The following is a 25684-nucleotide window of genomic DNA, read 5'->3' on the forward strand; positions in this document are numbered from 1 at the left end:
AACTGATTAGGTTTTTGCACCCTATATAAAAATAAAATGTTTAGACATCAAGGTAAATTCAGAACCGCCAAACACAATTTAAAGATTGCATCCTTACTTTCCTTTGTTGCAGGAATTGTAAACGTTACCGGCTTTTTGTCTATCCATAAGCTTACCACAAACGTAACGGGGCACTTTGCTTTTTTTATTGATGAAATCCATAGATGGGAGCCGTGGCAAGGAACGGTATATTTACTTTATATTCTTTCATTCCTCTTTGGGTCATTTCTTTCTAGCACGTTAATAGAGTTGACTAATATTGGTGAAAGGATAAATATTTATATACTCCCCACTCTGTTGGAAGTGATAACTCTAGTACTCGTCGCAGTTTTGGTACATATAACACCAGATTTATCTGCAAGTATAATTGCCTGTCTCCTTCTTTTTGCAATGGGAGTCCAAAACTCGTTTGTAACCAAAATATCAGATGCCGTAGTGCGTACTACTCACTTAACCGGGCTTTTCACAGATTTGGGGATAGAGCTATCTTATTTAATGTTTCCTAAGAAACATGCGAATAAGAAACATGTCTTAACTAATATTAGACTACGACTTTATATTATTAGTTTTTTCTTCTTAGGCGGAATTATTGGTGGGTACCTATATACCATTATTCATTATAATGCCCTTTTAGTAGCTGCTGCATTACTTCTAATTGGCTTAATGTACAGCCGTATCAAGTTTAAGGCTATTTTAGTCAAAAGAAGGTATCAAAATAGATAGGAATAATCCCGAACAGACATAAATCTCAACTTTAAGAAAGGTTTTACGTAGTTTTATAGCTTATTCGTAAACTAAAATTCTAATTATCGTACTATGATTAAAAAAAATAACCTCGCGCTTTGCCTATCCCTCATTTTTGGGTTCATAAGCCTAATAAATGCTCAGACAGAAGAGGTTTCGGCAACTAAAAAGGCACTACCTATTTTTAATAATGGGGAAGCTCAAATAGTTCCTGAATTTAAAGATGCTTCAAAATGGATACGACACGATCTCTGGGTAGAAACCGAATTTGATACGGACGGAGATGGTAAAAAAGACAGGATGCACGTTTCGGTGACAAGACCGTACCAAACCGATACCGAGAAACTTAAGTTACCAGTGATATATATTACTAGCCCTTATTTTGCAGGGGTAGCTCCTTTTGTTGAAGGTAGTTTTTGGAATGTGAAACATGAGCTAGGCGAAGCTGCACCGCCACGCGTTCACCCCGAAGTGGTCCGTACTGGGGAAAGACCAATAATTTCAAATTCTCATATCCACACCTGGGTACCTAGAGGGTACATTGTGGTCCATTCCTCCTCTCCTGGTACAGGCCTCTCACAGGGCGCCCCTACCGTAGGTGGCGAGAATGAATCACTGGCTCCAAAAGCAGTAATAGATTGGCTAAATGGTCGTGCTAAGGGATATACAGAACCCTATGGCAAGGAACGAGTAAAAGCATATTGGTCTACAGGAAAAGTAGGTATGACAGGTACTAGTTATAATGGCACGCTCCCACTAGCAGCTGCTACAACAGGGGTAAAAGGCTTGGAAGCTATTATCCCGATAGCACCAAACACTTCCTATTACCATTATTACAGGTCTAACGGACTTGTAAGATCTCCAGGTGGTTATCTAGGTGAAGATATTGATGTGCTATACGATTTTATTCACAGTGGTGATGAAAGTAAACGAGCTCACAACAATGCCATTATAAGAGATACGGAGTTGAAAAATGGCATGGATAGAATTACAGGCGACTACAACGACTTTTGGGCAAATCGAGATTATTTAAATAAAATAGAGCCCATGAAAGCCGCTCTATTAATGGCTCATGGGTTTAATGATTGGAATGTAATGCCAGAACACAGTTATAGAATATATAAGGCTGCCAAGGACAAAGGCTTACCTACACAAACCTATTACCATCAAGATGGTCATGGTGGAGAGCCTCCATTAGAAATGATGAACCGATGGTTTACCCGATACCTACATGGAATTGAAAACGGGGTAGAAAACGACCCAAAGGCATGGATAGTAAGAGAGAATGATGCTAGAAACGAGCCAACTCCATATAAGGATTACCCAAATCCTGAAGCCGCTCCGGTGGTATTATACCCAACTAAAGGGGCACCAGAAGTTGGTGGTCTATCATTAAAAAAAGAAACTACTCAAGTAAAGGAAAAAATTATAGACAACTATTCTTTTTCGGGAGCTGTTCTTGCACAGGCAGAAAATACCAATCACCGATTGTTATATGTAACTCCAACCTTAACCAAAGATCTCCATATATCTGGGACACCTAAAGTTACTATTTCCCTTGCAAGCAATAAAGCTGCAGCGAACTTATCGGTTTGGCTAGTTTCATTACCATGGAACAACAACCGTAAAGCCAAAATTACCGATAATATTATTACCCGGGGATGGGCCGACCCACAAAACCATAATTCTTTAACGAATGGAGAACCTTTAAACCCAGGACAATTTTATGAAGTATCTTTTAGCTTAATGCCCGATGATCAAATTATCCCAAAAGGACAACAAATTGGGTTAATGATTTTCTCTAGCGATAGGGAGTTTACGCTTTGGCCAGAACCTGGAACAGAACTAACAGTAGATCTAGACAACACTAACCTAACAATTCCTATTGTTGGAGGTACAGAAAGTTTTAAAGAGGCTACTACAGAATAACCTATATCCAAATAGAATAGTAGGGAATTAAACCCCTTACAATAAAAAAACTCCTTTGCCACAAGATTAGGCAAAGGAGTTTTTTATATGGGGATATCCCCTATAAAATGGAAGCTTATTTGCTTAAGTACATCTTACGTCTAGCATAAAGGTTGTAAAACTGATCATCCTTTAAGTTCTCAATAAACAATATACTCTCCCCAGTACTCTTCATTTCTGGACCAAGATTTTTGTTTACATTAGGGAATTTCTCAAAGGAGAATACAGGCTGCTTAATTGCAAATCCTTCCTGTTGTGGATTAAAATTAAAATCCTTCACTTTTTTCTCACCTAGCATTACTTTGGTCGCATAGTTTACATAGGGCTCCTTATAAGCTTTTGCAATAAATGGAACAGTTCTAGAAGCTCTAGGGTTAGCCTCAATAATATAAACTATATCGTCTTTTATAGCGAATTGTATATTAATTAGTCCTACAGTATTTAAGGCCAAGGCTATTTTTTTGGTATGATCTTTTATCTGCTGCATTACAAGCTCCCCTAGAGTAAATGGAGGTAATATAGCATTAGAATCACCAGAGTGAATACCACATGGCTCTATATGCTCCATTATTCCTATGATATACACATCTTCGCCGTCACAAATAGCATCTGCTTCTGCCTCAATAGCACCATCCAAGTAGTGATCTAACAGAAGTTTGTTATTAGGAATCTTCCTTAAAAGATCCACGACATGCTCTTCTAGCTCATCTTTATTAATCACAATCTTCATTCCCTGCCCTCCAAGAACATAGGAAGGACGTACTAGAAGTGGGAAGTCTAGCTCATCGGCAAGATTTAAAGCCTCATCAGCAGTTTCTGCCACCCCAAATTTTGGAAAAGGAATGTCATTTTTCTCTAACAGTGTAGAGAAACTTCCACGATCTTCTGCTAAGTCTAAAGACTCAAAGCTAGTTCCTATAATTTTAATACCGTACTTTTCTAACTTTTCTGCAAGCTTAAGAGCTGTCTGCCCTCCTAACTGTACAATTACCCCTTCTGGCTTCTCATGTCTAATAATATCATAGATATGCTCCCAGAATACAGGCTCAAAGTAAAGCTTATCGGAAATATCGAAGTCGGTAGATACTGTTTCTGGGTTACAGTTAATCATGATAGTCTCATAACCACATTCAGCCGCAGCTAATACCCCGTGCACACAGCAATAGTCAAATTCTATCCCTTGTCCAATTCTATTAGGTCCAGAACCAAGCACAACAATTTTTTTCTTGTCACTTACTACACTGTCGTTCTGTACATATTTAGTGCCATCAGGTTTTTCAATTTCAGCTTCAAAAGTGGAGTAATAGTACGGGGTCATTGCTTTAAATTCTGCCGCACAAGTATCAACCAACTTATAAACCCTATTTATATTAAGAGCAACACGTTTATTATACACTTCACTTTCGTAACAGTCTACCATATGTGCAATCTGCCTATCAGCAAAACCTTTTTGTTTAGCCTCTAGTAACAAATCTTTAGTAAGGGATTCTATTGAATACTTACAAATTTCTTTTTCTAGTTGGTATAGCTCCTCATATTGACGTAGGAACCACATATCTATTTTGGTAATCTCATGGATAGTACTCAATGGTATTCCCATCTGAATAGCATCGTAGATTACGAAAACTCTGTCCCAACTTGGAACTGTTAGTTTTTGAATAATTTCCTCGTAATTAGTATACCCTTTACCATCTGCACCAAGTCCGTTTCTTTTAATTTCTAGGGACTGTGTAGCTTTGTGTAAGGCCTCTTGGAAAGAACGACCTATACCCATTACTTCACCTACCGATTTCATCTGTAGTCCTAAAGTACGATCAGACCCTTCAAATTTATCAAAGTTCCATCTTGGAATTTTAACGATCACGTAATCCTGAGTTGGCTCAAACAAAGCAGAGGTAGATTTAGTAATCTGGTTACTTAGTTCATTTAAGTTATACCCAATTGCCAATTTAGCTGCAATTTTTGCGATAGGATAACCAGTAGCCTTAGAAGCCAATGCCGAGGAACGAGATACACGCGGATTAATCTCAATAGCAATAATATCTTCTTTTTCATCTGGACTAACAGCAAACTGTACGTTACATCCTCCTGCAAAATCTCCAATACTACGCATCATTTTAATGGCCATATCGCGCATTCTTTGGAAAGTGCTGTCCGATAAAGTCATCGCAGGAGCTACCGTTATAGAGTCCCCTGTATGGATTCCCATCGGGTCCATATTTTCAATGGTACAGATAATTACAACGTTATCATTCTTATCACGTAGCAATTCTAACTCATACTCTTTCCATCCCATTAGTGCCTTGTCTATCATCACCTCGTGAATAGGAGAGATTTCCAAACCATTAGAAAGCATCTCATCAAAATCCTCAGGTTTATAAACTATAGATGCACCAGCACCCCCTAAAGTATAGGAAGCTCTAATCACCAATGGAAAACCAAACTCTTGGGCTATTTCCTTTCCTTTTAAAAACGAGGTTGCAGTAGCCTGTGGCGCCATACCTACCCCGATTTTAAGCATAAGTTCACGGAATTTTTCCCGATCTTCTGTAATATTTATAGCATCAATATCTACTCCTATAATTTCTACTCCAAAATCTTCCCAAATACCCTTATTATCTGCCTCAATACAAAGGTTTAACGCAGTTTGCCCACCCATAGTTGGTAGTACCGCATCTATATTTGGATGCTTCTCCAGGATTTCTCTGATTGAGTTGGTGGTTAACGGTTTTAAATAGACATGATCAGCCATAGTAGGATCAGTCATAATCGTAGCCGGGTTACTATTGATTAGGATTGTCTCTATCCCATCTTCCCTTAAGGACCTAAGCGCTTGGGTACCTGAATAATCAAATTCACACGCCTGACCAATAACGATGGGGCCAGAACCAATAATTAAAATGGAGTTTAAATCTTTTCTTTTGGGCATTGTAGTGAGTATTATAAATATAAAAACAAATCGGGCAAAAAAAAGGTGCTACTTTGGAAAAAGTAACACCTTTGTTAATTATAATAACAGTATTCTCATTATTTCTTGTGCTTCAACTCAGAAGATACAGATAATTTCTTTCTACCTTTTGCGCGTCTTCTAGCAAGAACTTTTCTACCATTAGCAGTAGCCATACGTTCTCTAAAACCATGTTTATTCTTTCTCTTCCTTTTTGATGGTTGAAATGTTCTTTTGCTCATCGTGGCGTATTTTTAAAAGTCTTCTTAAGTTTCTATTCTAAGTTCTATGGATTTTGCAAATGTACCAGACAAAATCCGGGTGCAAATATACAAAGAGTTTTTGCTTTGGCAAGCCTTATTAAAAAAATATTTTTTTATAATTGTCCACCTCTAGGCCGGTACTAATTTATTACTTTTGCATCGGTTTAATTAGAATCATAATTTCACATGAAGCGGTTTCTTCTTTTTACAATTTTTACCCTACTCCACATAGTGGTATTCGGGCAAGTTTCCTTGGGGTATAATTTGCACAAAGGAGACGTATTTAAGGTGAAGCAAGAAGCCGAGCAAATCATTACTCAAGAATTGGATGGAGCTTCCCATGTAATTACCAATTTAATTAATGGAGTTCTAGAATTTAAAGTTCTTAATGAAGTAGCAGAAGGTTATATAATAGCCCTTACCTTTAAAGATTTAAATCTTAGAATGACTTCTAGTATAGAGGGTGAATTAATGAATATTAAAGCTAAGGAGGTTGTTGTAGGAGATATGCAATCTAAAATATTCAATACTATATTAGAAAATCCAGTTACATTAACTCTAGCTAAAACAGGAGATATTCTTAACGTACAAGGGGGAGATAGCCTAGTCTCTAAAATGGCAACTGCCTCTGGTCTAAAAGATGAGTTTGCACTTAACCTGATGAAAAAATCCCTAAGAAAGGAATTTGGCTCAGAAGCCTTATCCAATAGTTACAAGCAAATGACTTACATCTACCCCAATAAAAAAGTACAGGTTAGCGATACTTGGGAAAACACCTACTCGGGGAAATTAAAAACAGCCACTACTTGGACTTTAAAGGGAATTTCAGGTCAGAAATCAACAATAACTGGGAAGGGCACCATAGTAATGGACGTAAAAGAACCCAATACCACCATGAAACTAAAAGGAAATCAATACACAACAATTTTGTCTAGCATTGATACCGGTTTCATTATAAAAATGACTGTGGAAGGAACATCTAAAGGAGTGTCTACCTTAGTGCAATTGGGAGACCAAGAATTGCCTACCACTATAAAATCTAAAATCACTTACGAATTAATTAATAAGGAACATGTTCAACAAAAACTTTAAGATAATTATTGCCGCACTGATTATTGCGTATGCGGTTTACCAATTTGTAGAAGGGAATATAGGTAACGGAATCTTCTTGATTCTATTAGCCTCTATTTTTGTATTTCTTTATTTTAGAAATGAAATTATCCTTTTAGCCTTCCTACGGATGAGGAAACAAGATCTTGAGGGTACTAAGAAATGGCTAAATAAAATTAAAAATCCCGAAACGGCTCTTACTCAAAAGCAACATGGGTATTACAACTACCTTAACGGTATAATCTTTTCCCAGACCAACCTTACTCAGGCTGAAAAATATTTTAAAAAAGCTCTAAAACTTGGCCTTAACATGGACTATGACGTAGCAATGGCAAAGTTAAGTTTGGCGGGTATTGCTATGCAGAAACGCAGAAAGAGGGAAGCTACTATGCTATTGCAGGAAGCCAAGAAGCTAGACAAGCAAAATATGCTTACTGATCAGATTAAGATGATGCAACAACAAATGAAAAAAATATAGGTGTTGAATAACTAATATGTCGTGAAAATTTAATTTTTATTTTTTAGACAGAATTAGTAATTTTCCCTAGTATAACGTTTATTATTTATATTTTAGAATCGCCAATACCGAACAGAAAAGTACAGGTATTGGCTTTTTTCATTCATTATAACAGCAGTGAAAATCGTTGATTAACCTATAGTAATGGCGCCCACAACCTACTAAAAGACTCCTTAAGCTTTCGTTTAATCCCCCTATTTTCCCAGCGGTCTAAGGTCACCTCTTCGCAATCTTCTAAGTCTATATTAAACTGATCTACCATTTGCTGATTAACATCCCTATTATACAGGAGAGCATTGATTTCAAAATTCATAGAAAAACTCCTGTAGTCCATATTAGCTGTTCCAATACTAGAGAACATATCGTCTATCACTAAGGTTTTAGCATGTACAAAGCCTTTAGAATACCTGTACACTCTAACCCCAGACAGAAGACACTCTTCAATATAGGAATCGGTTGCGTATTGAGCTGCCCAGGAGTCCGATTCATAAGGAATTATTATCTTCACCTCCACTCCACTCCTAGCTGCCGTTGTTAAGGCAGTAAGTATAGACGCATTAGGCATAAAATATGGGGTAGTAATTAACACACGATCCTTAGCCGAATTAATCATACAAAAAATAGCTTCCATTATATTTGCCCAATCACTGTCTGGTCCACTTGCAGCAATTTGGATAGCTACGGGCTCTTTAACACTCGGTTTCTTTTTGGGTAATAGAATTTCTTCAATTTCCTGCTCCTCCTTGGAAACAAAATTCCAGCTTAGAATAAAAGAAGACTGCAATGCCCCAACAGCACCTCCCATAACGCGCATATGAGTATCCCTCCAATAGGTATCGTTATCATAAGTGTTATCATACTTTTTATCCAGATTAATTCCGCCTACATACCCGATTTCCCCATCAATAACCACAATTTTCCTATGATCTCTGTAGTTCAGCTTACTGGTGGAATTGGAAAATAGAACAGGGAGGAAGGCAAAGTGTTGCACCCCGTTTTTGGTGAGCTTCTTTTTATTCTTGGAAGAAATATCACTACCTACATCATCATAAATCAACCTAACAATAACCCCTTCCTTAGCCTTCTTACATAAGACATCTATAATCTCATCACCAAATTCGTCATCGAGAACTACAAAATATTCTAAGTGAATATGATGTTTTGCATTCGCAAGGTCTTTTCTAAGCTGTTTAAATTTCTCCTCTCCATTTATAAGAATAGACACCTCATTATCAAAAGTAAGCACCGCTTTTTCATTGTTTTTTAACAGCCGATACACCTTAAGTATCCCTTCTCCAAATAGATCTCCTAAATCTTCTCTCTCCTCCGCATTAAGACTAATCTTATTTTTCCATTTTCTTAATCTATCGTCATCAAGGATATACTTTTTATCAAATATCTTATCTTTTCTATAATCTTGCCCAAAGAAATAATACACCAATAGCCCCACAAAAGGCAAAACGGCAAGCACAAAAATATAGGAGAGTGTCTTTACAGGGTTCCTATTTTTAAGGACAATAACAATAGAAAATACAATAACCAATAGATAATTTACTTCTAAAAGGACCTTCCAAACATTACCTTCTAGAAAACTAAACATCTACTTAGCTAATTTATAATAGCCTTTATGAGGTATTTCAATGATATACTTCTTTCTAGAATCATTGTTAAGGTGTGGCTCTCGCAACCATGGGTTATGTCTCTTTAAAATCTTATAATTGATTTCATATTCATGGGCAAAATCCGCAAAATTCGCGATAGGCTCATCTACCTCAATAGTAAAAGTAGGCACCTTTTTATATAGATCATTTTCCTCTACATGAAATCCATATTTCTCAGGATTTGAAAGAATCTCTTTAATCGCTAGTATACGAAATACGTAACGCCCTGTTTCTTGTCCCAAAAGAAGATCATAATAATCTTCTACCTTCTGAGTGTTCATATATCTTTGCATTCCTGCAGGACCGGCATTATACGCGGCAGCGGCCATCGTCCAACTACCAAATCTTTCCTTAGAACGTTTTAAATACTGACAAGCTACCTCTGTAGATTTTTCAACATGGTACCGCTCATCTACATTTTTATTTATCTCCAAACCATAATCCCTACCTGTACCACGCATAATTTGCCAAAATCCTGTTGCACCCGCAGGGGAAACTACATTTTGAAGTCCACTTTCAGCAAGGGCTAAATATTTAAAATCATCCGGTATACCATTTTTAGCCAAAATAGGCTCAATAATCGGAAAATACTTATGAGCCCTCTTCATAAACAACAAGGCATTAGATTGCCAATAGGTATTCACTAAAAATTCTCGGTCTACCCGCTCCATTATATCTGGATCTTCATATGGAACTATCTCCCCTGCAAAATTTAACCCCTCAGGAATCTCAATAGCCGTAATTCGGTAACCAGAATTTTCATTGCTTGTATTTCTAGCACTATCAACGCTAGCAGAATCCTCTACCATCGCTATATCTTGACTATTATTTTGAACTGCAAAAATTAATGTGCTTCCCACAAAGAGCACACCCAATATCATTAAAACATTCTTCACTAATTTCATATTGTTCTTTGTTGTTTGTTGTAATTAAAAAAAATAATTGAATTCTCACTAATAGTCTCTCTCTTAACACAAAAATCCAATTATGTCAAAGATATTAAATACATCCCCCTTATTGCAATATAATTGACGGTAAGTGCTCATTAAACCACCTATACCTGTGAATAATAATAGTATGAGTACCATTCTTCACTAAAATACAATCTTTAATATGACTTATTGGAAAAACAGGATCTTTCTCTCCATGAATATGTACTAGTTCTGGATCACATTCAGCCTGATTCCAATTTACAATATTATCAATGGACCAATCCAAGTAATATTTATCCCGTACAGACAAGTATTTTTCATAAAGCGCTAATCGTTTGGTAGCCATTTCCCCAAAAGCATATTTAGACAGCAGTTCTACATTATTTACCAAACCAGTTGGCAATAGCTTATGGACTTTGGTATATTTTGCAAATATCATGCGTTTAGGTAATTCTGACTTCTTTTTCACACTAGAAATAATTATTACTTTTCGCACCTGTATATGCTTAGCCATCTCCTGCACCATTATACCCCCAAACGAAACGCCAATTAGAACGGGATTTGAGTGCTTTATACGCGTGCACATTTCCAAGGCATAATCCTCTAGACTTATACCTTTACTTGGAATTCTCCAGTCTAAATAATGCTGAACAAACTTTTCTTCAGGAAGCCGTATATTCTCAAATATGGAAATATTTGCAGCCATTCCTGGCATAAAATAAACATGTATTTTACTGTTGACCATTAACTTAAGTATACACTAACAAATAGGAATATATCTTTTTTATTATTAAATTTGTACTCCGCCTATTTTTAACTACTTATCTTAACTATTCATTTTGGAGTATCATATGTAATATCATAATCCAAAACTAATGAATTAATAAAACGAATCTATATGAATGAAGTAGAAATTAAAGACAATAGTTTCTTGCGTCAATTTGAAACTAATCTTAATGGGCATTTAGCCAAAATAGAGTACGCTTCTCAGGAACGTAAAGTTTTCTTAACAAAATTAGTTATCCCTGAAGAAATCAATGATGCTAAGTTTAAGGAAAACTTTATTAAAAGTGTTTTAAACCACATCCAAAAGGAAAACCTGCGAGTAGTACCAACTAGCCCCGAAATCACCCGATTTTTGAGAAAAAATCGACAATACAAAGAAATGCTCCCCGTAGGGATTAAATTATAAGTCAACTACTCGAGAGTAAGCCACAAGGCATTAAAAGATATATATATTGATTTTGAGGCCCGCCTGAAAAATTCGGGCAAGCAAGTCTCGGAGTATTTATAACTATAAAAGAAAAAGCCTTTCGTAACGAAAGGCTTTTTCTTTTATAGCTACTTTTACACTATTTCTAGATTCGGAAACTATGGAGTTATTTAGGAGCTATATAATGCTTAAAAAAGAATTAACGAACTGTAACGCCCTCTTTTTCTAATATGGTACACCTCACCAATCCATCTTCCGCAATAGTATCTAACTTCACTTCATGTAACATATTACTCAACCCAGGATCCCATGGGTACTTTACTTTTACATAATTCTCCGTAAACCCATGAATATAGCCTTCCTTATTTTCACTTTCAAATAATACCGTGCGCGTTGTACCCAATTGTTGCTCATAAAATGCCCTACGTTTCTTAACAGAGAGCCCTCGCAACATTTTAGACCTTTTATTCCTCACTTTTTTAGGCACTACCCCTTCCATTTCAGCAGCAACGGTATTGTCTCTTTCAGAGTAGGTGAAAACATGCAAATAAGAGATATCTAAGTCGTTTAAAAAGTTATAGGTAGTTAGAAAATGCTCATCGGTTTCACCAGGAAAACCAACTATCACATCCACTCCTATACAAGCATCTGGCATTACCTCTTTAATCTTATTTACCCGATTTACATATAAATCAGACATATAACGTCTTCGCATTAATTTTAAAATCTCATCGCTACCACTCTGTAATGGAATATGAAAATGAGGCACAAAAGAGTTGCTATTCCCCACAAATTCGATGGTTTCATTTTTCAACAGATTAGGCTCAATAGAAGAAATTCTTAGTCGATGTATACCTTCTACAGTATCTAACGCCTTAACCAAGTCTAAGAAGGTGTGCTCGTGTTTTTTGTTTCCAAATTCACCCTTTCCATAATCCCCTATATTAACTCCGGTTAGAACTATTTCTTTAATTCCTTGTTCCGAGATTTCTTTTGCATTCTTCAATACATTCTGCAAGGTGTCACTTCGAGAAATCCCTCTTGCTAGTGGAATGGTACAATAGGTGCATTTATAATCACAACCGTCTTGCACTTTTAAAAATGCTCTAGTTCTATCGCCTATAGCATAGCTCCCTACATAAAAATCGGCCTCATTAATTTCACAGGAATGCACTTCCCCATAATCATTTTTAGACAGGTCGTTTACATAGTCTGCTATATTAAACTTCTCTGTAGCTCCTAAAACAAGGTCTACCCCATCTACCGCGGCCAAATCTTTAGGTTTAAGCTGTGCATAACAACCAATTGCCGCTACAAACGCATCTGGATTAACCTTTTGAGCCTGTTTTACAATAGTTTTAAACCGTTTATCTGCATTATCAGTTACCGAACATGTATTTATAACATACATATCAGCATGTTCTGTAAAATCTACCCGTGTAAAGCCCTCGTCTACCAGATTACGAGCAATTGTTGAAGTTTCTGAAAAATTGAGCTTACAGCCCAATGTGTAGAAAGCGACCTTTTTTTTCATATCCATCTCTCTTTCACCAAATTGACATTCAATTTAGTTTCCTTTAAAATTCTGCTAAATGCGGTGCAAATATACCAATAATCCAAAACCTAGTGGTAAGTTTATAGCGAAATAACACATCTTGAATCGCCACAAACTACAACTATCCTAAGCTAAAAATCTTTAATTGATGGTTGAATTTCAATTATTTTTAAAAGAAACAGCTCTATGAAAAACCGGAGGTTTAGATGATAATTTCAGCTTAAAACATCATCTTCCCATCGACAACAGGTTATAAGTAGCGCTTAATAAATTTAGACTCTACCCTTAATCATTGCGCCATTTTTTTGATTCCTCAAAAACATGCGTCAAGATTTTAGCATCCATTTCATTAAATTCTACTTCCCTTCTTGCCATCATCACTTTAGCAGCTTCAAAAGCTTTTTCTGGCTGGTAAGTACTAAAACCAGTTGCGCCACCCCAACTAAAACTAGGAATAAAATTTCTAGGGAATCCAGGCACATAAATATTACAATTTACACCAATCACAGTTCCCGTATTAAACATCGTATTAATAGCGGTTTTACTATGATCTCCCATCATTAACCCACAGAATTGTAATCCTGTAGGTTCAAATGTTTCCGTTTCATAATTCCACAACCTAACTAAGGCATAGTTATTTTTTAAATTGGAGTTATTAGAGCTAGCTCCAATATTACACCATTCTCCAAGAACAGAATTTCCCAAGTATCCTTCATGCCCCTTACTGGAATACCCAAAAATAACCGAATTACTAAGCTCCCCAGCAACCTTACTATAGGGACCAACAGTAGTAGCGCCATAAATCATAGTCCCCATTTTAACTACTGCTTTTTCACAAAGGGCAAATCCTCCACGAATAAGGTTTCCCTCCCACACTTCAGAGTTTTTCCCCAAGTATATAGGACCATCAGTAGCATTTAAGATGCTATACTCTACCTTTGCTCCTTCCTCAAGAAATATATTCTCGGGGCATATAAGGTCGTTTGTTTTAGAAATTGGAGCACTTTTTCTGCCTTCAGTAATAAGATCAAAGTCGGCCTGTAAAGCCTCCGCATTTTTAGAAAATATATCCCATGTATTCTCTATCCTTAAAACATCACCCTCATATTCAGTAGCACTATATGTAGAGAAGTCTATTTCTTCCTGGGCCTCACTAGCATAAAACGCAACTATCTCATCATGGTACAAAATAATCTCGTTTTGTTCTAGATTTAAAATTAAATCTACCAAATCGGGATTAGGCAATAAAGAAGCATTAATCAATACATTATGCTCCATTTCCACTAAGGGATATTTTTCCGACAAATAATCTTCGGTAATGGTGGTTGTGGTACTACCAAGATATTTCTCCCACTTTTCCCGAATGGTCAAAATACCTATTCGTATTTCTGCTACCGGTCTAGTATAGGTGAAGGGTAATAAAGCATTTCTTACAGTACCATCAAAAAGAATATAATTCATACAACTAATTTAAAACAAAAAAAGTCACGCTAATGCGTGACTTTTAATCTTTTTAGTAAAAAAGTTTATTTCTTAAATTTACCGTATTTATTCTTGAACTTATCAATACGACCAGCCGTATCCAATAACTTAGCTTTACCAGTATAGAATGGATGAGAAGTTCTAGAAATCTCTAATTTCACCAACGGGTACTCTACTCCCTCAACATCTAAAGTCTCCTTGGTCTCTGCTGCAGATTTAGTGATAAAAACCTCATCATTGGACATGTCCTTAAAGGCTACCAATCTATAATTTTCTGGATGTATATCTTTTTTCATTGTAAAAACGTTAATTCCTTCTTGATCTTGATTTCGAGGTGCAAATTTAATTATTTTTCTGATATGAACAATTTATATCCTTAAAAAAGAGAAAATAAATATAACTTATCTTTATTTGTAACAAATATAGGCCAACAAATACAAATCTAAAAACAACTTAATCATAAAAAAATGGAATTAGAAAAACCTAAAACTGGAAAATTTGCATCAACCTACGGACTAATCCTAGGTTCTCTAAGCGTTATATTTGGACTAATGCTTTATTCTTTGGATATGCATTATCAAGGCGGGATGATGGTTCTTGCAGTAAGCCTCATTTTAACGATTACCGTAATTACTATAGGTATGTTCCAGTTTAGAAAAGCGAACAATGGTTTTATGTCCTTTGGTCAGGCGTTAAAACTTGGAGTTGGTATTGGTTTAATAGGTGGTATTATCAGCATCTTATTTAATCAGTTAATGGTAGGTGTAATAGATCCTGATATGATGGAAAAGGCGATGACCTATCAAAAAGGACTACTCCTAGAAACCACTAATATGACTCCAGAGCAGGTAGATGCGCAAATGGAGATGGGCAAAAAATTTAATACAACCACTATGCAAATAGCATTTGGACTATTATTTAGTGTGATAAGTAGTTTTATATTATCCTTATTCCCTGCATTAATTTTAAAAAGACCGGAAACTATTCAGTAATTTGTACTTTTGAAAAGATTTTGCATTAGTACCGAATGAATATATCTATAATAATCCCTTTACTCAACGAGGAAGAGTCGTTAACAGAACTGCATGATTGGATTGTACGTGTTATGCAATCCAATCAATTTTTATATGAAATCCTATTTATAGATGATGGGAGCTCTGATAAATCTTGGAAAATTATCACCCAGCTAGGAAACAACAACCCTAATGTAAAAGGGATTCGATTTTTAAAGAATTTTGGTAAATCCCAAGCTTTACATGCAGGTTTTAAAGCGGCAAAAGGTGATGTAATTATTACCATGGATGCCGACCTACAAGATAATCCTGAAGAGATACCAGAACTATATAGGTTGATACACGAAGATGGTTATGACCTAATATCGGGGTGGAAGAAAAAAAGATATGATTCTATCCTTTCCAAAAATCTTCCTTCAAAATTATTCAATTGGGCCGCTAGAATAACATCAGGCGTTAAACTTCACGATTTTAATTGCGGGCTTAAAGCCTATAAAAAAGAAGTAGTAAAAACCATTGAAGTATCTGGAGAAATGCATCGCTATATTCCCGTATTGGTAAAATCGGCCGGATTTTCTAAGATAGATGAAAAAGTAGTAAAGCATCAGGCACGAAAATATGGCAAGACAAAGTTTGGAATGGAACGTTTTATTAATGGCTTCCTAGACCTAATCACCATTTGGTTTGTGTCTAAGTTTGCCAGAAGGCCAATGCATCTATTCGGGGCATTAGGTGTATTGATGTTTACTATTGGATTTGGATTTGCTATTTATTTAGGAGTAGATAAATTATTTATAAATCCTTCAGGACGTCTTCTTACAGACCGTCCTCAGTTCTTCTTTGCACTAATAGCTATGGTAATAGGTTCTCAATTATTTTTAGCCGGCTTTCTAGGAGAAATTATTGTTAGGAATAGAAAAAATGAGACCCGATACACTATTTCAGAAGGTTTAAACCTTAATCAAAATAAATAATAAATCTTTGTATTTTTAAATACATAATCAAACCAAAGATACTATGGAAGCAATAATGAAAAATGCTAAAGATTGGTTAACGGATTTTTTTGACACTAAGACAAAAGAAGAAGTAAAAGATCTAATCGAAAATAATACGGAAGAATTAAAAGATCGCTTTTATAAGGATTTAGAATTTGGAACCGGGGGAATGCGCGGTATTATGGGGGCAGGAACCAACCGTATAAATAAATATACCCTAGGCAAGAGCACCCAAGGACTTAGCAATTATTTAAAAATAGCATATCCTAACACCGACCTAAAAGTGGTAATCGCCTATGATTGTAGACACAATAGTGATACCCTTGCGCGTACGGTAGCCGAAGTATTTTCGGCCAATGGAATTCAGGTTTATCTTTTTTCTGAACTCCGCACTACTCCAGAGCTTTCATTCGCTGTTCGTCATCTTAATTGCCATGCAGGTATTGTTTTAACCGCTTCCCATAATCCACCAGAATATAATGGCTATAAGGTATATTGGACCGATGGCGGACAAATTGTACCCCCACAGGACGGAAAAATAGTTGCAGAAATAAACAGCCTTTCCTTTGAGGACATCAAATTTGAAGCAAATAACGACCTTATAAAATTAATAGGTAAGGAAGTAGACGAAGCCTTTATTGATGCCTGCGTAGCAAATGGAAGTTTTAACGCCAAGGGAAAGGACGACTTTAAGGTGGTATTTACCTCCCTTCATGGAACCTCTATAACAGCAGTTCCTGAAGTACTTAAAAGAGCAGGTTATAAAAATGTAACCGTTATTGAAGAACAGGCCAAACCAGATGGGGATTTCCCAACGGTAAAATCGCCTAACCCTGAAGAGCCAGAAGCCTTATCAATGGCCATAAAAAAGGCTGAAGAAATAGGTGCAGATATCGTAATAGGAACAGATCCCGATTGCGATCGCTTAGGGGTTGCCGTTCGTAATTTAGAAGGAAAAATGGAGATCCTAAACGGAAACCAATCCATGATTATGATGACCAAGTTCTTATTAGATCAACGAAAAGAAAAAGGCATTAATGGAAATGAATTTGTAGCTTCTACAATTGTTTCTACACCAATGATGGATTCTCTCGCTAAGGCTTATGGCGTAGAATGCAAAACTGCATTAACAGGCTTTAAATGGATTGCTAAAATGATTAAAGACTTCCCTGAACAGCCGTTTATAGGTGGCGGAGAAGAAAGTTTTGGTTTTATGGTAGGCGATTTTGTACGTGATAAAGATGCCGTGACCTCTACCCTACTCGCCTGTGAAATAGGTGCCAGTGCTAAAGCAAACGGCAGCTCTTTTTATAAGGAATTAATAGATAGTTATGTGGCCTTCGGATTTTACAAGGAAAAATTAATTTCTCTTACTAAAAAAGGAATGCAAGGTGCAGAGGAAATCAAGCAAATGATGATCGATTTTAAAGAGAATCCGGTAGAGTCAATTGATGGTTCTAAAGTAATAACCGTGGAAGATTACAACACAGCCACCTCTAAAAATGTAGAAACAGGTGAGGTAACTCCACTTGATATTCCAAAATCTAATGTACTGATTTACATTGCAGAGGATGGCACTAAAATGGCAGCTAGACCTAGTGGAACAGAACCTAAAATTAAATTCTATTTCAGCATCAATGCTCCTTTGGAAAAGGCGGCCGACTTTAAAGAAGTAGACGCCCAATTGGATGCTAAGATTAATAGAATTCTAAATGAACTGAAAATTGATTAATGGAGTACTTTAAAAAGATCCTTCGCTTTGCAAAACCATACCGTAAATACGGGTTTTTAAATATTTTTTTTAACATCCTCTACGCTCTTTTCAGTGCTCTAAGTTTTGCAGCATTGATTCCTATGTTAGATGTGTTGTTTACACCCGAAAAAAAGGTATTGCAAGAACCGGTTTACACTGGTTTTGGACAATTGAAGGATTACTTGCAAGATTACATCAATTACAAGGTAACAGCCTATTCTGGAGACGATGAAATGAAGGGTCTAGTCTTGGTTATTGGCTTGGTATTGGCGCTTTTCCTTCTAAAAAACCTCTTTAATTATTTGGCCATGTATTTCATCACCTTTTTAAGAAATGGGGTTTTAAAGGATATCAGAAATAGCATGTATAAAAAAATAGTAAATCTGCCCATTTCTTTTTATTCTGAAAAGAAAAAAGGAGATGTCATTGCTAGGATAACCTCCGATGTACTTGAAATTCAACATTCCTTTCTTTCGGTATTAGAACTCATTGTACGGGAGCCGCTGACTATTTTATTTACTATTATTATCATGTTCGGCATCAGTACGGAGCTAACCCTGTTTGTATTTATATTTATTCCCATTGCAGGTATGATTATTTCTAGGATAGGAAAATCCCTTAAAAAGCAATCTGACCGAGTGCAAAAAGAACAAGGTGATTTTCTTTCTATTGTAGAAGAAACTTTGGGCGGACTCCGCGTAATAAAAGCATTTAATTCCGAATCTAGATTCTACCAAACATTTAGTAGTTCTACAAATAGATTTTTCCGATATTCTAATCAGCTCCTTAACAGACAAAATTTAGCTTCTCCAACGGGAGAATTCCTAGGAATTTTAGTTATTGGTGTGCTGTTGTGGTTTGGGGGAAGAATGGTATTAATAGAGAAAACCTTAGATGCCTCTTCCTTTATAGCTTATATGGGATTAGCCTACAACATACTTACTCCTGCAAAATCTATTAGTAAGGCTTCTTTTGGTGTTAAAAAAGGGAATGCTGCAGCAGAACGGGTTCTAGAAATTTTAGAAACAGAAAATCCGATTGTTGAAAAACCAAATGCCATCGTAAAAGAGGATTTTAATACAGGAATCAATATTAAGGACATCTCTTTTAAATACGAGGATGAATACGTGTTAAAGAATTTTAACCTTACCGTACCCAAAGGTCATACCGTAGCCTTAGTAGGACAATCTGGAAGTGGAAAAAGTACCATCGCCAATTTAGTAACTAGATTTTACGATGTAAATGAAGGGGACATCCAAATTGACGGAACCAATATTAAAGATTTTACTAAGAAATCCCTACGGAATTTAATGGGGCTAGTTACGCAAGATTCTATCCTATTTAATGATTCTGTAAAAAACAACATTGGATTAGGAAAAGAAAATGCCACAGAGGAAGAAATTATTGAAGCTGCTAAAATTGCTAATGCTCACGATTTTATAATGGGGCTTCCTAATGGGTACAACACCAATATTGGTGACAGTGGAAACAAGTTAAGTGGTGGACAAAAACAACGTTTATCTATCGCCAGGGCCGTACTTAAAAATCCGCCTATTATGATATTAGACGAAGCTACCTCTGCTTTAGATACAGAAAGTGAACGTCTTGTACAGGATGCATTAGAGAAAATGATGCAAAACAGGACTTCTATTGTCATTGCTCACCGACTCTCCACCATCCAAAATGCAGATAATATTGTAGTGCTCCAAAAAGGAGAGATTGTAGAACAAGGGTCTCATGCAGATCTATTGGCAGCAAATGGCGTATACAAAAAATTAGTGGCTATGCAGTCCCTTTAATAAATAAGCTGTTTTATTTTAAATTAGCCCTTAGGTGATTAATATAAATTATCTAAGGGCTAATTATTTGCCTATTAATCCAAGCTTGATCCACCTTTTTATGCAGAGGCTATAATATTTGATAATACAATTTTGCCTTATCCTTATAAACCAATCCACTTCCATAATTCATAAACAAAAGTAGTTATCCTTGCCATGATATAGCTATTCATATCCCTCCTATTCCTTACCTTTGAAGCGTTTAAATGTTACTATGGCAAAAATAAGCAGCAAAACTCTTCAAGATTTAGAATTCAATACTGTACTTCAACAGCTATCCGTTAGATGTAATACGGAACTAGGGAAGGAAAATGTGCTTAATGTAGGCCCTATTGAGTCTCAGGAAGAACTTATGGCCACTCTCGGTCAAACATCAGAATACCTATCCTCCTTTACGAATGACAATACAATTCCCAATCACGGTTTTGATGCTATTTTAAACGAGTTAAAACTGCTTAAAATTGAGAATACTACGTTAGAAATAGGTGGATTTAGAAGGATAGCCTACATCTGTAATACGGTAGCCACACATATCAAGTTTTTTGTAAAGTTTAAAGATTACTATCCGCAGCTACTTAATGTGACAGAATCTATCACCTATCACCCAGAGATTGCGAAATCTATAGATATCGTAATCGATAAGTTTGGAGAAATAAAAAATACAGCTTCCCCAAACTTACAAGATATACGCTCACAAATAGGTTCGGTAAAAGTAAAGATTAATCAAAGTTTTGCTTCCGCGCTCTCCACTTATCAGGCTGCCGACCTATTGGATGAAATAAAAGAATCTGTAGTAGACAACAGACGTGTATTGGCCGTAAAAAGCATGTACAGAAAAAAAGTTAAAGGCTCTGTCATGGGATCCTCTAAGACAGGAAGTATTGTTTACATAGAGCCCGAAGCTACTTTGAGATATAGCAGAGAGCTTAATAACCTAGCATTTGAGGAAAGAGAAGAAATTCAAAAAATCCTAAAAGACCTTACCAATAAGATCAGGCCTTTTGCCATTCCATTAGCAGACTATCAAAACTTCTTGGCGTATATGGATATCACTGCGGCGAAAGCTAAATATGCATCGGAAATGGACGCTCTTTTGCCAGAAATTACAGAGAAAAGGGAACTTTATTTAAGGGATGCGTATCACCCTTTGCTATTCTTGAATAACAAGTATAAAAACGAAAAAACATATCCCCAAACCATTACCCTGCATCCAGAAAACAGAATCATTGTAATTTCAGGGCCTAATGCGGGAGGAAAAAGTATCACCCTTAAAACCATAGGTCTTTTACAACTTATGTTGCAGAGTGGGTTGCTTATCCCAGTACATGAACGTTCTAAAGTTTGCTTGTTCAATAATATTCTGACCGATATTGGAGACAACCAATCTATTGAAAACCACTTGAGCACCTATAGTTATAGATTGAAAAACATGAACTATTTTTTGCGTAAGTGCAATGACAAAACCTTATTCTTAATAGATGAGTTTGGTACCGGAAGCGATCCAGAACTTGGTGGGGCCTTGGCAGAAACATTTTTAGAGGTATTTTATGAGCGAGGGGCATATGGTGTTATCACCACTCACTATTCAAACTTAAAGCTTTTAGCTAATGAACTACCCCATGTTTCCAATGCAAATATGCTTTTTGATGGAAAGTCGTTAGAGCCCACCTTTCAATTAGTTATTGGGCAAGCAGGAAGCTCTTTTACCTTTGAAGTGGCCCAAAAAAATGGTATTCCTTATAGTCTGATTAATAAAGCAAAAAAGAAAATAGAACGCGGAAAAGTGCGTTTTGATGCTACTATTGCGAAATTGCAAAAAGAACGTAGCAAGATGAAAAAGACAGGGTCTAAGCTACAAGAAGAGGAATCCAAAGCTAGAATTGAGGCTCAAAAATTAGAAGAGCTCAACTTAAAGATCAAATCCAAATTAGAAAATTACCAGGAACTCTATGATCATAATCAACGAATGATCTATTTGGGTAACAAGGTAAATACTGCTGCAGAGAAATATTTTCAGACTAAAAAAAGACGCCCTTTAATCTCCGAATTACTAAAGATAGTAGAAACGGAGAACAGCAAACGCAAAAAGCAAACTCCAAAGGAGATAAAAGTCCAAAAGGAGAAGAAAGCAAAAGTAGAACAAGAGGTTATAAAGAAGGTGGAAGTAATCCGCGAAACTAAAAAAGTAGAAAAAAAGAAGGCGGAAGTAAAAGAGAAAAATAAGCCTCGCCCTATTTTTAAAATTGGGGATCGTGTACGAATGTTAGATGGTAAGGCAGTAGGAACTATAGATAACCTAGAAAAAAACAAGGCTATTGTAAATTACGGTATTTTCACCACCAATGTAAATGTAGACCAACTAGAATTGGTGCAAGCTGCCAAAAAAAAGTAATCTTTTAGCAGTTATATTGGTTAAGTTTTACTAGACAATTGCATTTTAAAAGGTCATATCATCAAACTTATCTACTGTATATAATGATGGTTATTACCCGACTTTATTTGATGTAGTTTGTACACTTTTAAATTTAGTATTATTCTTTCTACCACAGTATCTTTGTGAAATGGAAACAAGCCCAAAAAAAATTTTATTATTTGATGGCGTTTGCAATTTATGCAATAACGCCGTTCAATACGTAATTAAAAGAGATAAGAACGATACGTATCGGTATGCGGCACTTCAGAGTGATATTGGCAAAAAACTAACTTCTGAACGACATATAGACACCTCAAAGATAGACTCCATAATTTTAATAGAACCTGGTGTAGCCTATTATACTAAATCTGCCGCCGCATTAAAAATAGCAAAGTCCTTTGGAGGAGTTTGGGGGCTAGTAGCCATTTTGGAATGGATACCGGAGAGCATTAGCAATAAGGTTTACGATTTTGTAGCCAAGAATCGATATCGTTGGTACGGTAAAAAAGAAGCTTGTATGATCCCTACCCCGGAATTAAAAGCCAAGTTTTTAAATTAGCATAAATGAATACTTACATTGGGCATTCTATCATTTGACTCCCCCCAATTCATGATATCATTATTGCTTATTTAGAGAAACTACAATATAGAATGCTAGGGAATAAACTTTCTTTCTTAAGCATATAACCGTAAATTTGTAATTATCATTAAACGGAATATTAATTATGGAATATCGCATTGAAAAAGATACCATGGGCGAGGTAAAGGTACCGTCCAATAAGTATTGGGGCGCACAAACCGAACGCTCTAGAAACAATTTTAAAATTGGTCCAGCGGCCTCTATGCCCTTAGACATTGTTTATGGTTTTGCTTATCTAAAAAAAGCGGCTGCCTATACCAATCACGAACTCGGTGTTTTAGAAGTAGAAAAAAGAGACCTTATAGCGCAGGTTTGTGATGAGATTTTGGCAGGCAAGCACGACGATCAATTTCCGTTAGTAATTTGGCAAACTGGCTCTGGAACCCAGAGTAATATGAATGTTAATGAGGTAATTGCCAATAGAGCACATGAGCTTGCTGGAAAAAAAATTGGTAAAGGGGAAAAGACCATTCAACCCAATGATGATGTAAATAAATCCCAATCTTCTAACGATACCTTCCCTACCGGGATGCATATAGCTACTTATAAGAAAATTGTAGAAACAGCAATTCCTGGAATCACCCAGCTTAGAAATACATTAAACAAAAAAGCTAAGGAATTTGCCAATGTGGTTAAAATAGGCCGTACGCATTTAATGGATGCTACCCCCCTAACCTTAGGACAAGAAATTTCTGGTTACGTTTCCCAATTAGACCACGGGTTACGGGCATTAAATAACACTTTAGACCATTTAAGTGAACTAGCATTAGGTGGCACCGCCGTAGGAACAGGTCTTAACACCCCCGAAGGCTATGACGTACTTGTAGCAGAGTATATTGCTAAATTTACTGGACTACCCTTTAAAACAGCTGAAAATAAGTTTGAGGCTTTGGCTGCTCACGATGCCTTAGTAGAATCGCACGGCGCATTAAAGCAATTGGCAGTAGCATTAAACAAGATTGCTAATGATATAAGAATGATGGCTTCTGGACCTAGATCTGGAATTGGCGAAATAATAATTCCAGCTAATGAGCCTGGTAGTTCTATTATGCCAGGAAAAGTGAATCCTACGCAATGTGAAGCATTAACTATGGTTTGCGCCCAAGTAATGGGGAACGATGTAGCTATTACTATTGGTGGTACTCAAGGGCATTATGAGCTAAATGTCTTTAAACCAATGATGGCTGCCAATTTACTGCAATCGGCACAACTATTGGGTGATGCCTGCGTAAGTTTTGATGAGCACTGTGCCGTAGGAATAGAACCTAACCACGCTGTAATAGAGCAGTTGTTGAATAATTCATTGATGTTGGTAACCGCCTTAAATACTAAAATTGGGTATTACAAGGCTGCTGAAATTGCAAATACTGCCCATAAAAATGGAACTACCTTAAAAGAGGAGGCTATTAATTTAGGGTATGTAACTGCCGAGCAATATGACGAATGGGTTAAACCTGAAAACATGGTGGGTTCTCTTAATAAGTAAACTACATCGGGGTAGGCCCGCCTGAATGGAACGGGCAAGAGGGTCTCGGAGCATTTAAAGCTCGATTATTGAGTAAACCAAGGCACCAATAAATAGAAAGGCCGATCTAAAAACAGATCGGCCTTTTTTTGATTAATGGTAGTGTGTGTTATTTTAATTCGAATTTGGAAGTTCCCAATAGCTTTAAACTATTGTCATACACATTCACCATATAGTTTCCTTTTTGGAAATCTCCCGCTGGCTTATCTATAAAATCACATACATCAAGAGCACGATTCTCATAATAAAAGTCAGTACTCTTGCTATAAGTTACAGATGCACCAGAATCAGCAGTTTGTGAAGAACTATCTCCTAAAACATTCCCCTGCGGATCTAACACTTCTATAAAAAATTGTCTATCACCTGCTTGTGCTATAACATTATCAGCAACAGTAAAACAAACTTTTAATTTATCTGTAGCCCTAGCTCTTGAGGTAGAAACTAGTTTCCCACTATTTCTTTCTTTTACCGCATCTACACTAAACTTAGATAAGTTTAAGGTAGAACCTTTTTCAACTACATCAGCCAATTGGGTATTCTGCACTATTAAAGAATCATTAAAAACAGTTTGTTTTTCTAATTCAACATACGTACTATCTCTTTGCATTGCAAGGAAAGTATTAGATCTAGTAAGTGAATCTACTTTTCTCAATAACTGCTCGCGTTCCTTAGTAAGTATACCTACTTGCTTTCTATACCTGTACAAATTAGCTATATCTGCTTTCATCGTCTTTACGGAGTCAATATATTTTGCAATATTGTCCCTAGCAGAAATTAACTCCTCATTAGTAGCATTGCTTTCTAAGATAGCTTTATCGTACTCCGATTTTAAACTGGTAAGGTCTTCAACTACTAATTCTTTTTCTTTAGTTAATAAAGCCGTATTTTTTTGTTTATCCTGATAAAGACTTACTGTGTAGATAATTACACCCAGTAAGATTACCGCAAGTAAGCCTGCTATAACTTTTAATCCGTTATTGCTTTTTGTTTCAGTCATAATTTTAAATGTTAATTAATTTTCTTTGGTTAACTTGAATATTAGTTTGTATCAGTACTATATACGATATAGTTTGAAT

General features: G+C 36.2%; 21 protein-coding genes. 12 read left to right on the top strand and 9 right to left on the bottom strand.

Annotation, left to right across the window (positions count from 1 at the left end; translation table 11 throughout):
• Window positions 1-36 precede the first annotated feature (36 nt).
• Both H344_RS0104730 and H344_RS0104735 read left to right on the top strand, forming a co-directional pair.
• Window positions 37-762 carry a YoaK family protein gene (locus tag H344_RS0104730; protein WP_026809250.1) on the top strand — a complete coding sequence of 242 codons (726 nt, stop codon included), beginning with the start codon at window positions 37-39 and terminating at the stop codon, window positions 760-762.
• Window positions 763-855: 93 nt separating this feature from the next.
• On the top strand, window positions 856-2712 hold the full coding sequence (locus tag H344_RS0104735; RefSeq protein WP_026809251.1) for a Xaa-Pro dipeptidyl-peptidase: 1857 nt from the start codon (window positions 856-858) through the stop codon (window positions 2710-2712).
• Window positions 2713-2827: 115 nt separating this feature from the next.
• Here H344_RS0104735 and carB read toward each other — a convergent pair whose 3' ends face one another.
• Both carB and rpmH read right to left on the bottom strand, forming a co-directional pair.
• A complete protein-coding gene (gene carB, locus H344_RS0104740; RefSeq protein ID WP_026809252.1) occupies window positions 2828-5680 on the bottom strand; it encodes a carbamoyl-phosphate synthase large subunit in 2853 nt (950 codons plus the stop codon).
• A gap of 98 nt (window positions 5681-5778) precedes the next feature.
• Entirely contained in the window at window positions 5779-5940 is a 162-nt protein-coding gene (rpmH, locus tag H344_RS0104745) for a 50S ribosomal protein L34 (RefSeq protein WP_026809253.1), read from the bottom strand.
• Between the two features lie 207 nt (window positions 5941-6147).
• On the opposite strand from rpmH, the gene H344_RS0104755 reads away from it, so the two are divergent.
• On the top strand, window positions 6148-7053 hold the full coding sequence (locus tag H344_RS0104755; protein WP_026809254.1) for a DUF6263 family protein: 906 nt from the start codon (window positions 6148-6150) through the stop codon (window positions 7051-7053).
• Entirely contained in the window at window positions 7034-7549 is a 516-nt protein-coding gene (locus H344_RS0104760) for a hypothetical protein (RefSeq protein ID WP_026809255.1), read from the top strand. Before H344_RS0104755 ends, H344_RS0104760 begins: the two co-directional genes overlap by 20 nt.
• A gap of 175 nt (window positions 7550-7724) precedes the next feature.
• Here H344_RS0104760 and cls read toward each other — a convergent pair whose 3' ends face one another.
• The 3 genes from cls to H344_RS0104775 all read right to left on the bottom strand — a co-directional run bounded on the left by cls (window position 7725) and on the right by H344_RS0104775 (window position 10926).
• Entirely contained in the window at window positions 7725-9188 is a 1464-nt protein-coding gene (gene cls / locus H344_RS0104765) for a cardiolipin synthase (RefSeq protein ID WP_026809256.1), read from the bottom strand.
• On the bottom strand, window positions 9189-10154 hold the full coding sequence (locus H344_RS0104770) for a lytic transglycosylase domain-containing protein (protein WP_026809257.1): 966 nt from the start codon (window positions 10152-10154) through the stop codon (window positions 9189-9191).
• A 109-nt stretch (window positions 10155-10263) separates the two neighbouring features.
• Complete coding sequence (locus tag H344_RS0104775) at window positions 10264-10926, bottom strand: alpha/beta fold hydrolase (protein ID WP_026809258.1); 663 nt, start codon at window positions 10924-10926, stop codon at window positions 10264-10266.
• A 153-nt stretch (window positions 10927-11079) separates the two neighbouring features.
• Between H344_RS0104775 and H344_RS0104780 the strand changes: the two genes are divergently transcribed.
• Window positions 11080-11373, top strand: a complete 294-nt coding sequence (locus H344_RS0104780) for an N-acetyltransferase (RefSeq protein ID WP_026809259.1) — start codon at window positions 11080-11082, stop codon at window positions 11371-11373.
• 220 nt (window positions 11374-11593) lie between these two features.
• On the opposite strand, the gene mtaB is transcribed toward H344_RS0104780, so the two are convergent.
• The 3 genes from mtaB to H344_RS0104795 form a co-directional block, all read right to left on the bottom strand.
• Complete coding sequence (gene mtaB / locus H344_RS0104785) at window positions 11594-12928, bottom strand: tRNA (N(6)-L-threonylcarbamoyladenosine(37)-C(2))-methylthiotransferase MtaB (protein WP_084148736.1); 1335 nt, start codon at window positions 12926-12928, stop codon at window positions 11594-11596.
• A gap of 306 nt (window positions 12929-13234) precedes the next feature.
• A complete protein-coding gene (locus H344_RS0104790; RefSeq protein WP_026809261.1) occupies window positions 13235-14410 on the bottom strand; it encodes a GlmU family protein in 1176 nt (391 codons plus the stop codon).
• A gap of 65 nt (window positions 14411-14475) precedes the next feature.
• Complete coding sequence (locus H344_RS0104795; RefSeq protein ID WP_026809262.1) at window positions 14476-14727, bottom strand: type B 50S ribosomal protein L31; 252 nt, start codon at window positions 14725-14727, stop codon at window positions 14476-14478.
• 171 nt (window positions 14728-14898) lie between these two features.
• Between H344_RS0104795 and H344_RS0104800 the strand changes: the two genes are divergently transcribed.
• The 7 genes from H344_RS0104800 (at window position 14899) to fumC (ending at window position 24569) form a co-directional block, all read left to right on the top strand.
• Entirely contained in the window at window positions 14899-15423 is a 525-nt protein-coding gene (locus H344_RS0104800; RefSeq protein WP_026809263.1) for a DUF4199 domain-containing protein, read from the top strand.
• A gap of 35 nt (window positions 15424-15458) precedes the next feature.
• A complete protein-coding gene (locus tag H344_RS0104805; protein ID WP_026809264.1) occupies window positions 15459-16418 on the top strand; it encodes a glycosyltransferase family 2 protein in 960 nt (319 codons plus the stop codon).
• Between the two features lie 43 nt (window positions 16419-16461).
• Window positions 16462-18171, top strand: a complete 1710-nt coding sequence (locus tag H344_RS0104810) for a phospho-sugar mutase (protein ID WP_026809265.1) — start codon at window positions 16462-16464, stop codon at window positions 18169-18171.
• A complete protein-coding gene (locus tag H344_RS0104815) occupies window positions 18171-19991 on the top strand; it encodes an ABC transporter ATP-binding protein (RefSeq protein WP_026809266.1) in 1821 nt (606 codons plus the stop codon). The genes H344_RS0104810 and H344_RS0104815 overlap by 1 nt, the downstream gene beginning before the upstream one ends.
• Before the next feature lie 253 nt (window positions 19992-20244).
• Entirely contained in the window at window positions 20245-22422 is a 2178-nt protein-coding gene (locus H344_RS0104820; protein WP_026809267.1) for an endonuclease MutS2, read from the top strand.
• A 169-nt stretch (window positions 22423-22591) separates the two neighbouring features.
• The gene (locus H344_RS0104825; RefSeq protein ID WP_026809268.1) at window positions 22592-23002 is read left to right on the top strand and encodes a thiol-disulfide oxidoreductase DCC family protein; all 411 of its coding nucleotides are present in this window, start codon (window positions 22592-22594) and stop codon (window positions 23000-23002) included.
• A gap of 166 nt (window positions 23003-23168) precedes the next feature.
• The gene (gene fumC / locus H344_RS0104830) at window positions 23169-24569 is read left to right on the top strand and encodes a class II fumarate hydratase (protein ID WP_026809269.1); all 1401 of its coding nucleotides are present in this window, start codon (window positions 23169-23171) and stop codon (window positions 24567-24569) included.
• A 148-nt stretch (window positions 24570-24717) separates the two neighbouring features.
• Here the strand turns inward: fumC and H344_RS0104835 are convergent, their stop codons facing one another.
• Window positions 24718-25605 (bottom strand): hypothetical protein, encoded by an 888-nt coding sequence (locus H344_RS0104835; RefSeq protein ID WP_026809270.1) that lies wholly within the window; start codon window positions 25603-25605, stop codon window positions 24718-24720.
• Window positions 25606-25684: the final 79 nt, after the last annotated feature.

The sequence above is a fragment of the Arenibacter latericius DSM 15913 genome (genome assembly GCF_000424985.1).
Classification (GTDB): Bacteria; Bacteroidota; Bacteroidia; order Flavobacteriales; family Flavobacteriaceae; genus Arenibacter; species Arenibacter latericius.

What these genes read in the sequence shown, in the direction of transcription:
- H344_RS0104775 (WP_026809258.1), bottom strand. Translation starts at nt 10,926, where the DNA reads ATGGTCAACAGTAAAATACATGTTTATTTTATGCCAGGAATGGCTGCA.
- H344_RS0104760 (WP_026809255.1), top strand. Translation starts at nt 7,034, where the DNA reads ATGTTCAACAAAAACTTTAAGATAATTATTGCCGCACTGATTATTGCG.
- H344_RS0104770 (WP_026809257.1), bottom strand. Translation starts at nt 10,154, where the DNA reads ATGAAATTAGTGAAGAATGTTTTAATGATATTGGGTGTGCTCTTTGTG.
- H344_RS0104825 (WP_026809268.1), top strand. Translation starts at nt 22,592, where the DNA reads ATGGAAACAAGCCCAAAAAAAATTTTATTATTTGATGGCGTTTGCAAT.
- H344_RS0104795 (WP_026809262.1), bottom strand. Translation starts at nt 14,727, where the DNA reads ATGAAAAAAGATATACATCCAGAAAATTATAGATTGGTAGCCTTTAAG.
- H344_RS0104800 (WP_026809263.1), top strand. Translation starts at nt 14,899, where the DNA reads ATGGAATTAGAAAAACCTAAAACTGGAAAATTTGCATCAACCTACGGA.
- H344_RS0104730 (WP_026809250.1), top strand. Translation starts at nt 37, where the DNA reads ATGTTTAGACATCAAGGTAAATTCAGAACCGCCAAACACAATTTAAAG.
- H344_RS0104810 (WP_026809265.1), top strand. Translation starts at nt 16,462, where the DNA reads ATGGAAGCAATAATGAAAAATGCTAAAGATTGGTTAACGGATTTTTTT.
- cls (WP_026809256.1), bottom strand. Translation starts at nt 9,188, where the DNA reads ATGTTTAGTTTTCTAGAAGGTAATGTTTGGAAGGTCCTTTTAGAAGTA.
- H344_RS0104735 (WP_026809251.1), top strand. Translation starts at nt 856, where the DNA reads ATGATTAAAAAAAATAACCTCGCGCTTTGCCTATCCCTCATTTTTGGG.
- rpmH (WP_026809253.1), bottom strand. Translation starts at nt 5,940, where the DNA reads ATGAGCAAAAGAACATTTCAACCATCAAAAAGGAAGAGAAAGAATAAA.
- mtaB (WP_084148736.1), bottom strand. Translation starts at nt 12,928, where the DNA reads ATGAAAAAAAAGGTCGCTTTCTACACATTGGGCTGTAAGCTCAATTTT.
- H344_RS0104820 (WP_026809267.1), top strand. Translation starts at nt 20,245, where the DNA reads ATGGCAAAAATAAGCAGCAAAACTCTTCAAGATTTAGAATTCAATACT.
- H344_RS0104780 (WP_026809259.1), top strand. Translation starts at nt 11,080, where the DNA reads ATGAATGAAGTAGAAATTAAAGACAATAGTTTCTTGCGTCAATTTGAA.
- H344_RS0104835 (WP_026809270.1), bottom strand. Translation starts at nt 25,605, where the DNA reads ATGACTGAAACAAAAAGCAATAACGGATTAAAAGTTATAGCAGGCTTA.
- H344_RS0104755 (WP_026809254.1), top strand. Translation starts at nt 6,148, where the DNA reads ATGAAGCGGTTTCTTCTTTTTACAATTTTTACCCTACTCCACATAGTG.
- H344_RS0104790 (WP_026809261.1), bottom strand. Translation starts at nt 14,410, where the DNA reads ATGAATTATATTCTTTTTGATGGTACTGTAAGAAATGCTTTATTACCC.
- H344_RS0104815 (WP_026809266.1), top strand. Translation starts at nt 18,171, where the DNA reads ATGGAGTACTTTAAAAAGATCCTTCGCTTTGCAAAACCATACCGTAAA.
- carB (WP_026809252.1), bottom strand. Translation starts at nt 5,680, where the DNA reads ATGCCCAAAAGAAAAGATTTAAACTCCATTTTAATTATTGGTTCTGGC.
- fumC (WP_026809269.1), top strand. Translation starts at nt 23,169, where the DNA reads ATGGAATATCGCATTGAAAAAGATACCATGGGCGAGGTAAAGGTACCG.
- H344_RS0104805 (WP_026809264.1), top strand. Translation starts at nt 15,459, where the DNA reads ATGAATATATCTATAATAATCCCTTTACTCAACGAGGAAGAGTCGTTA.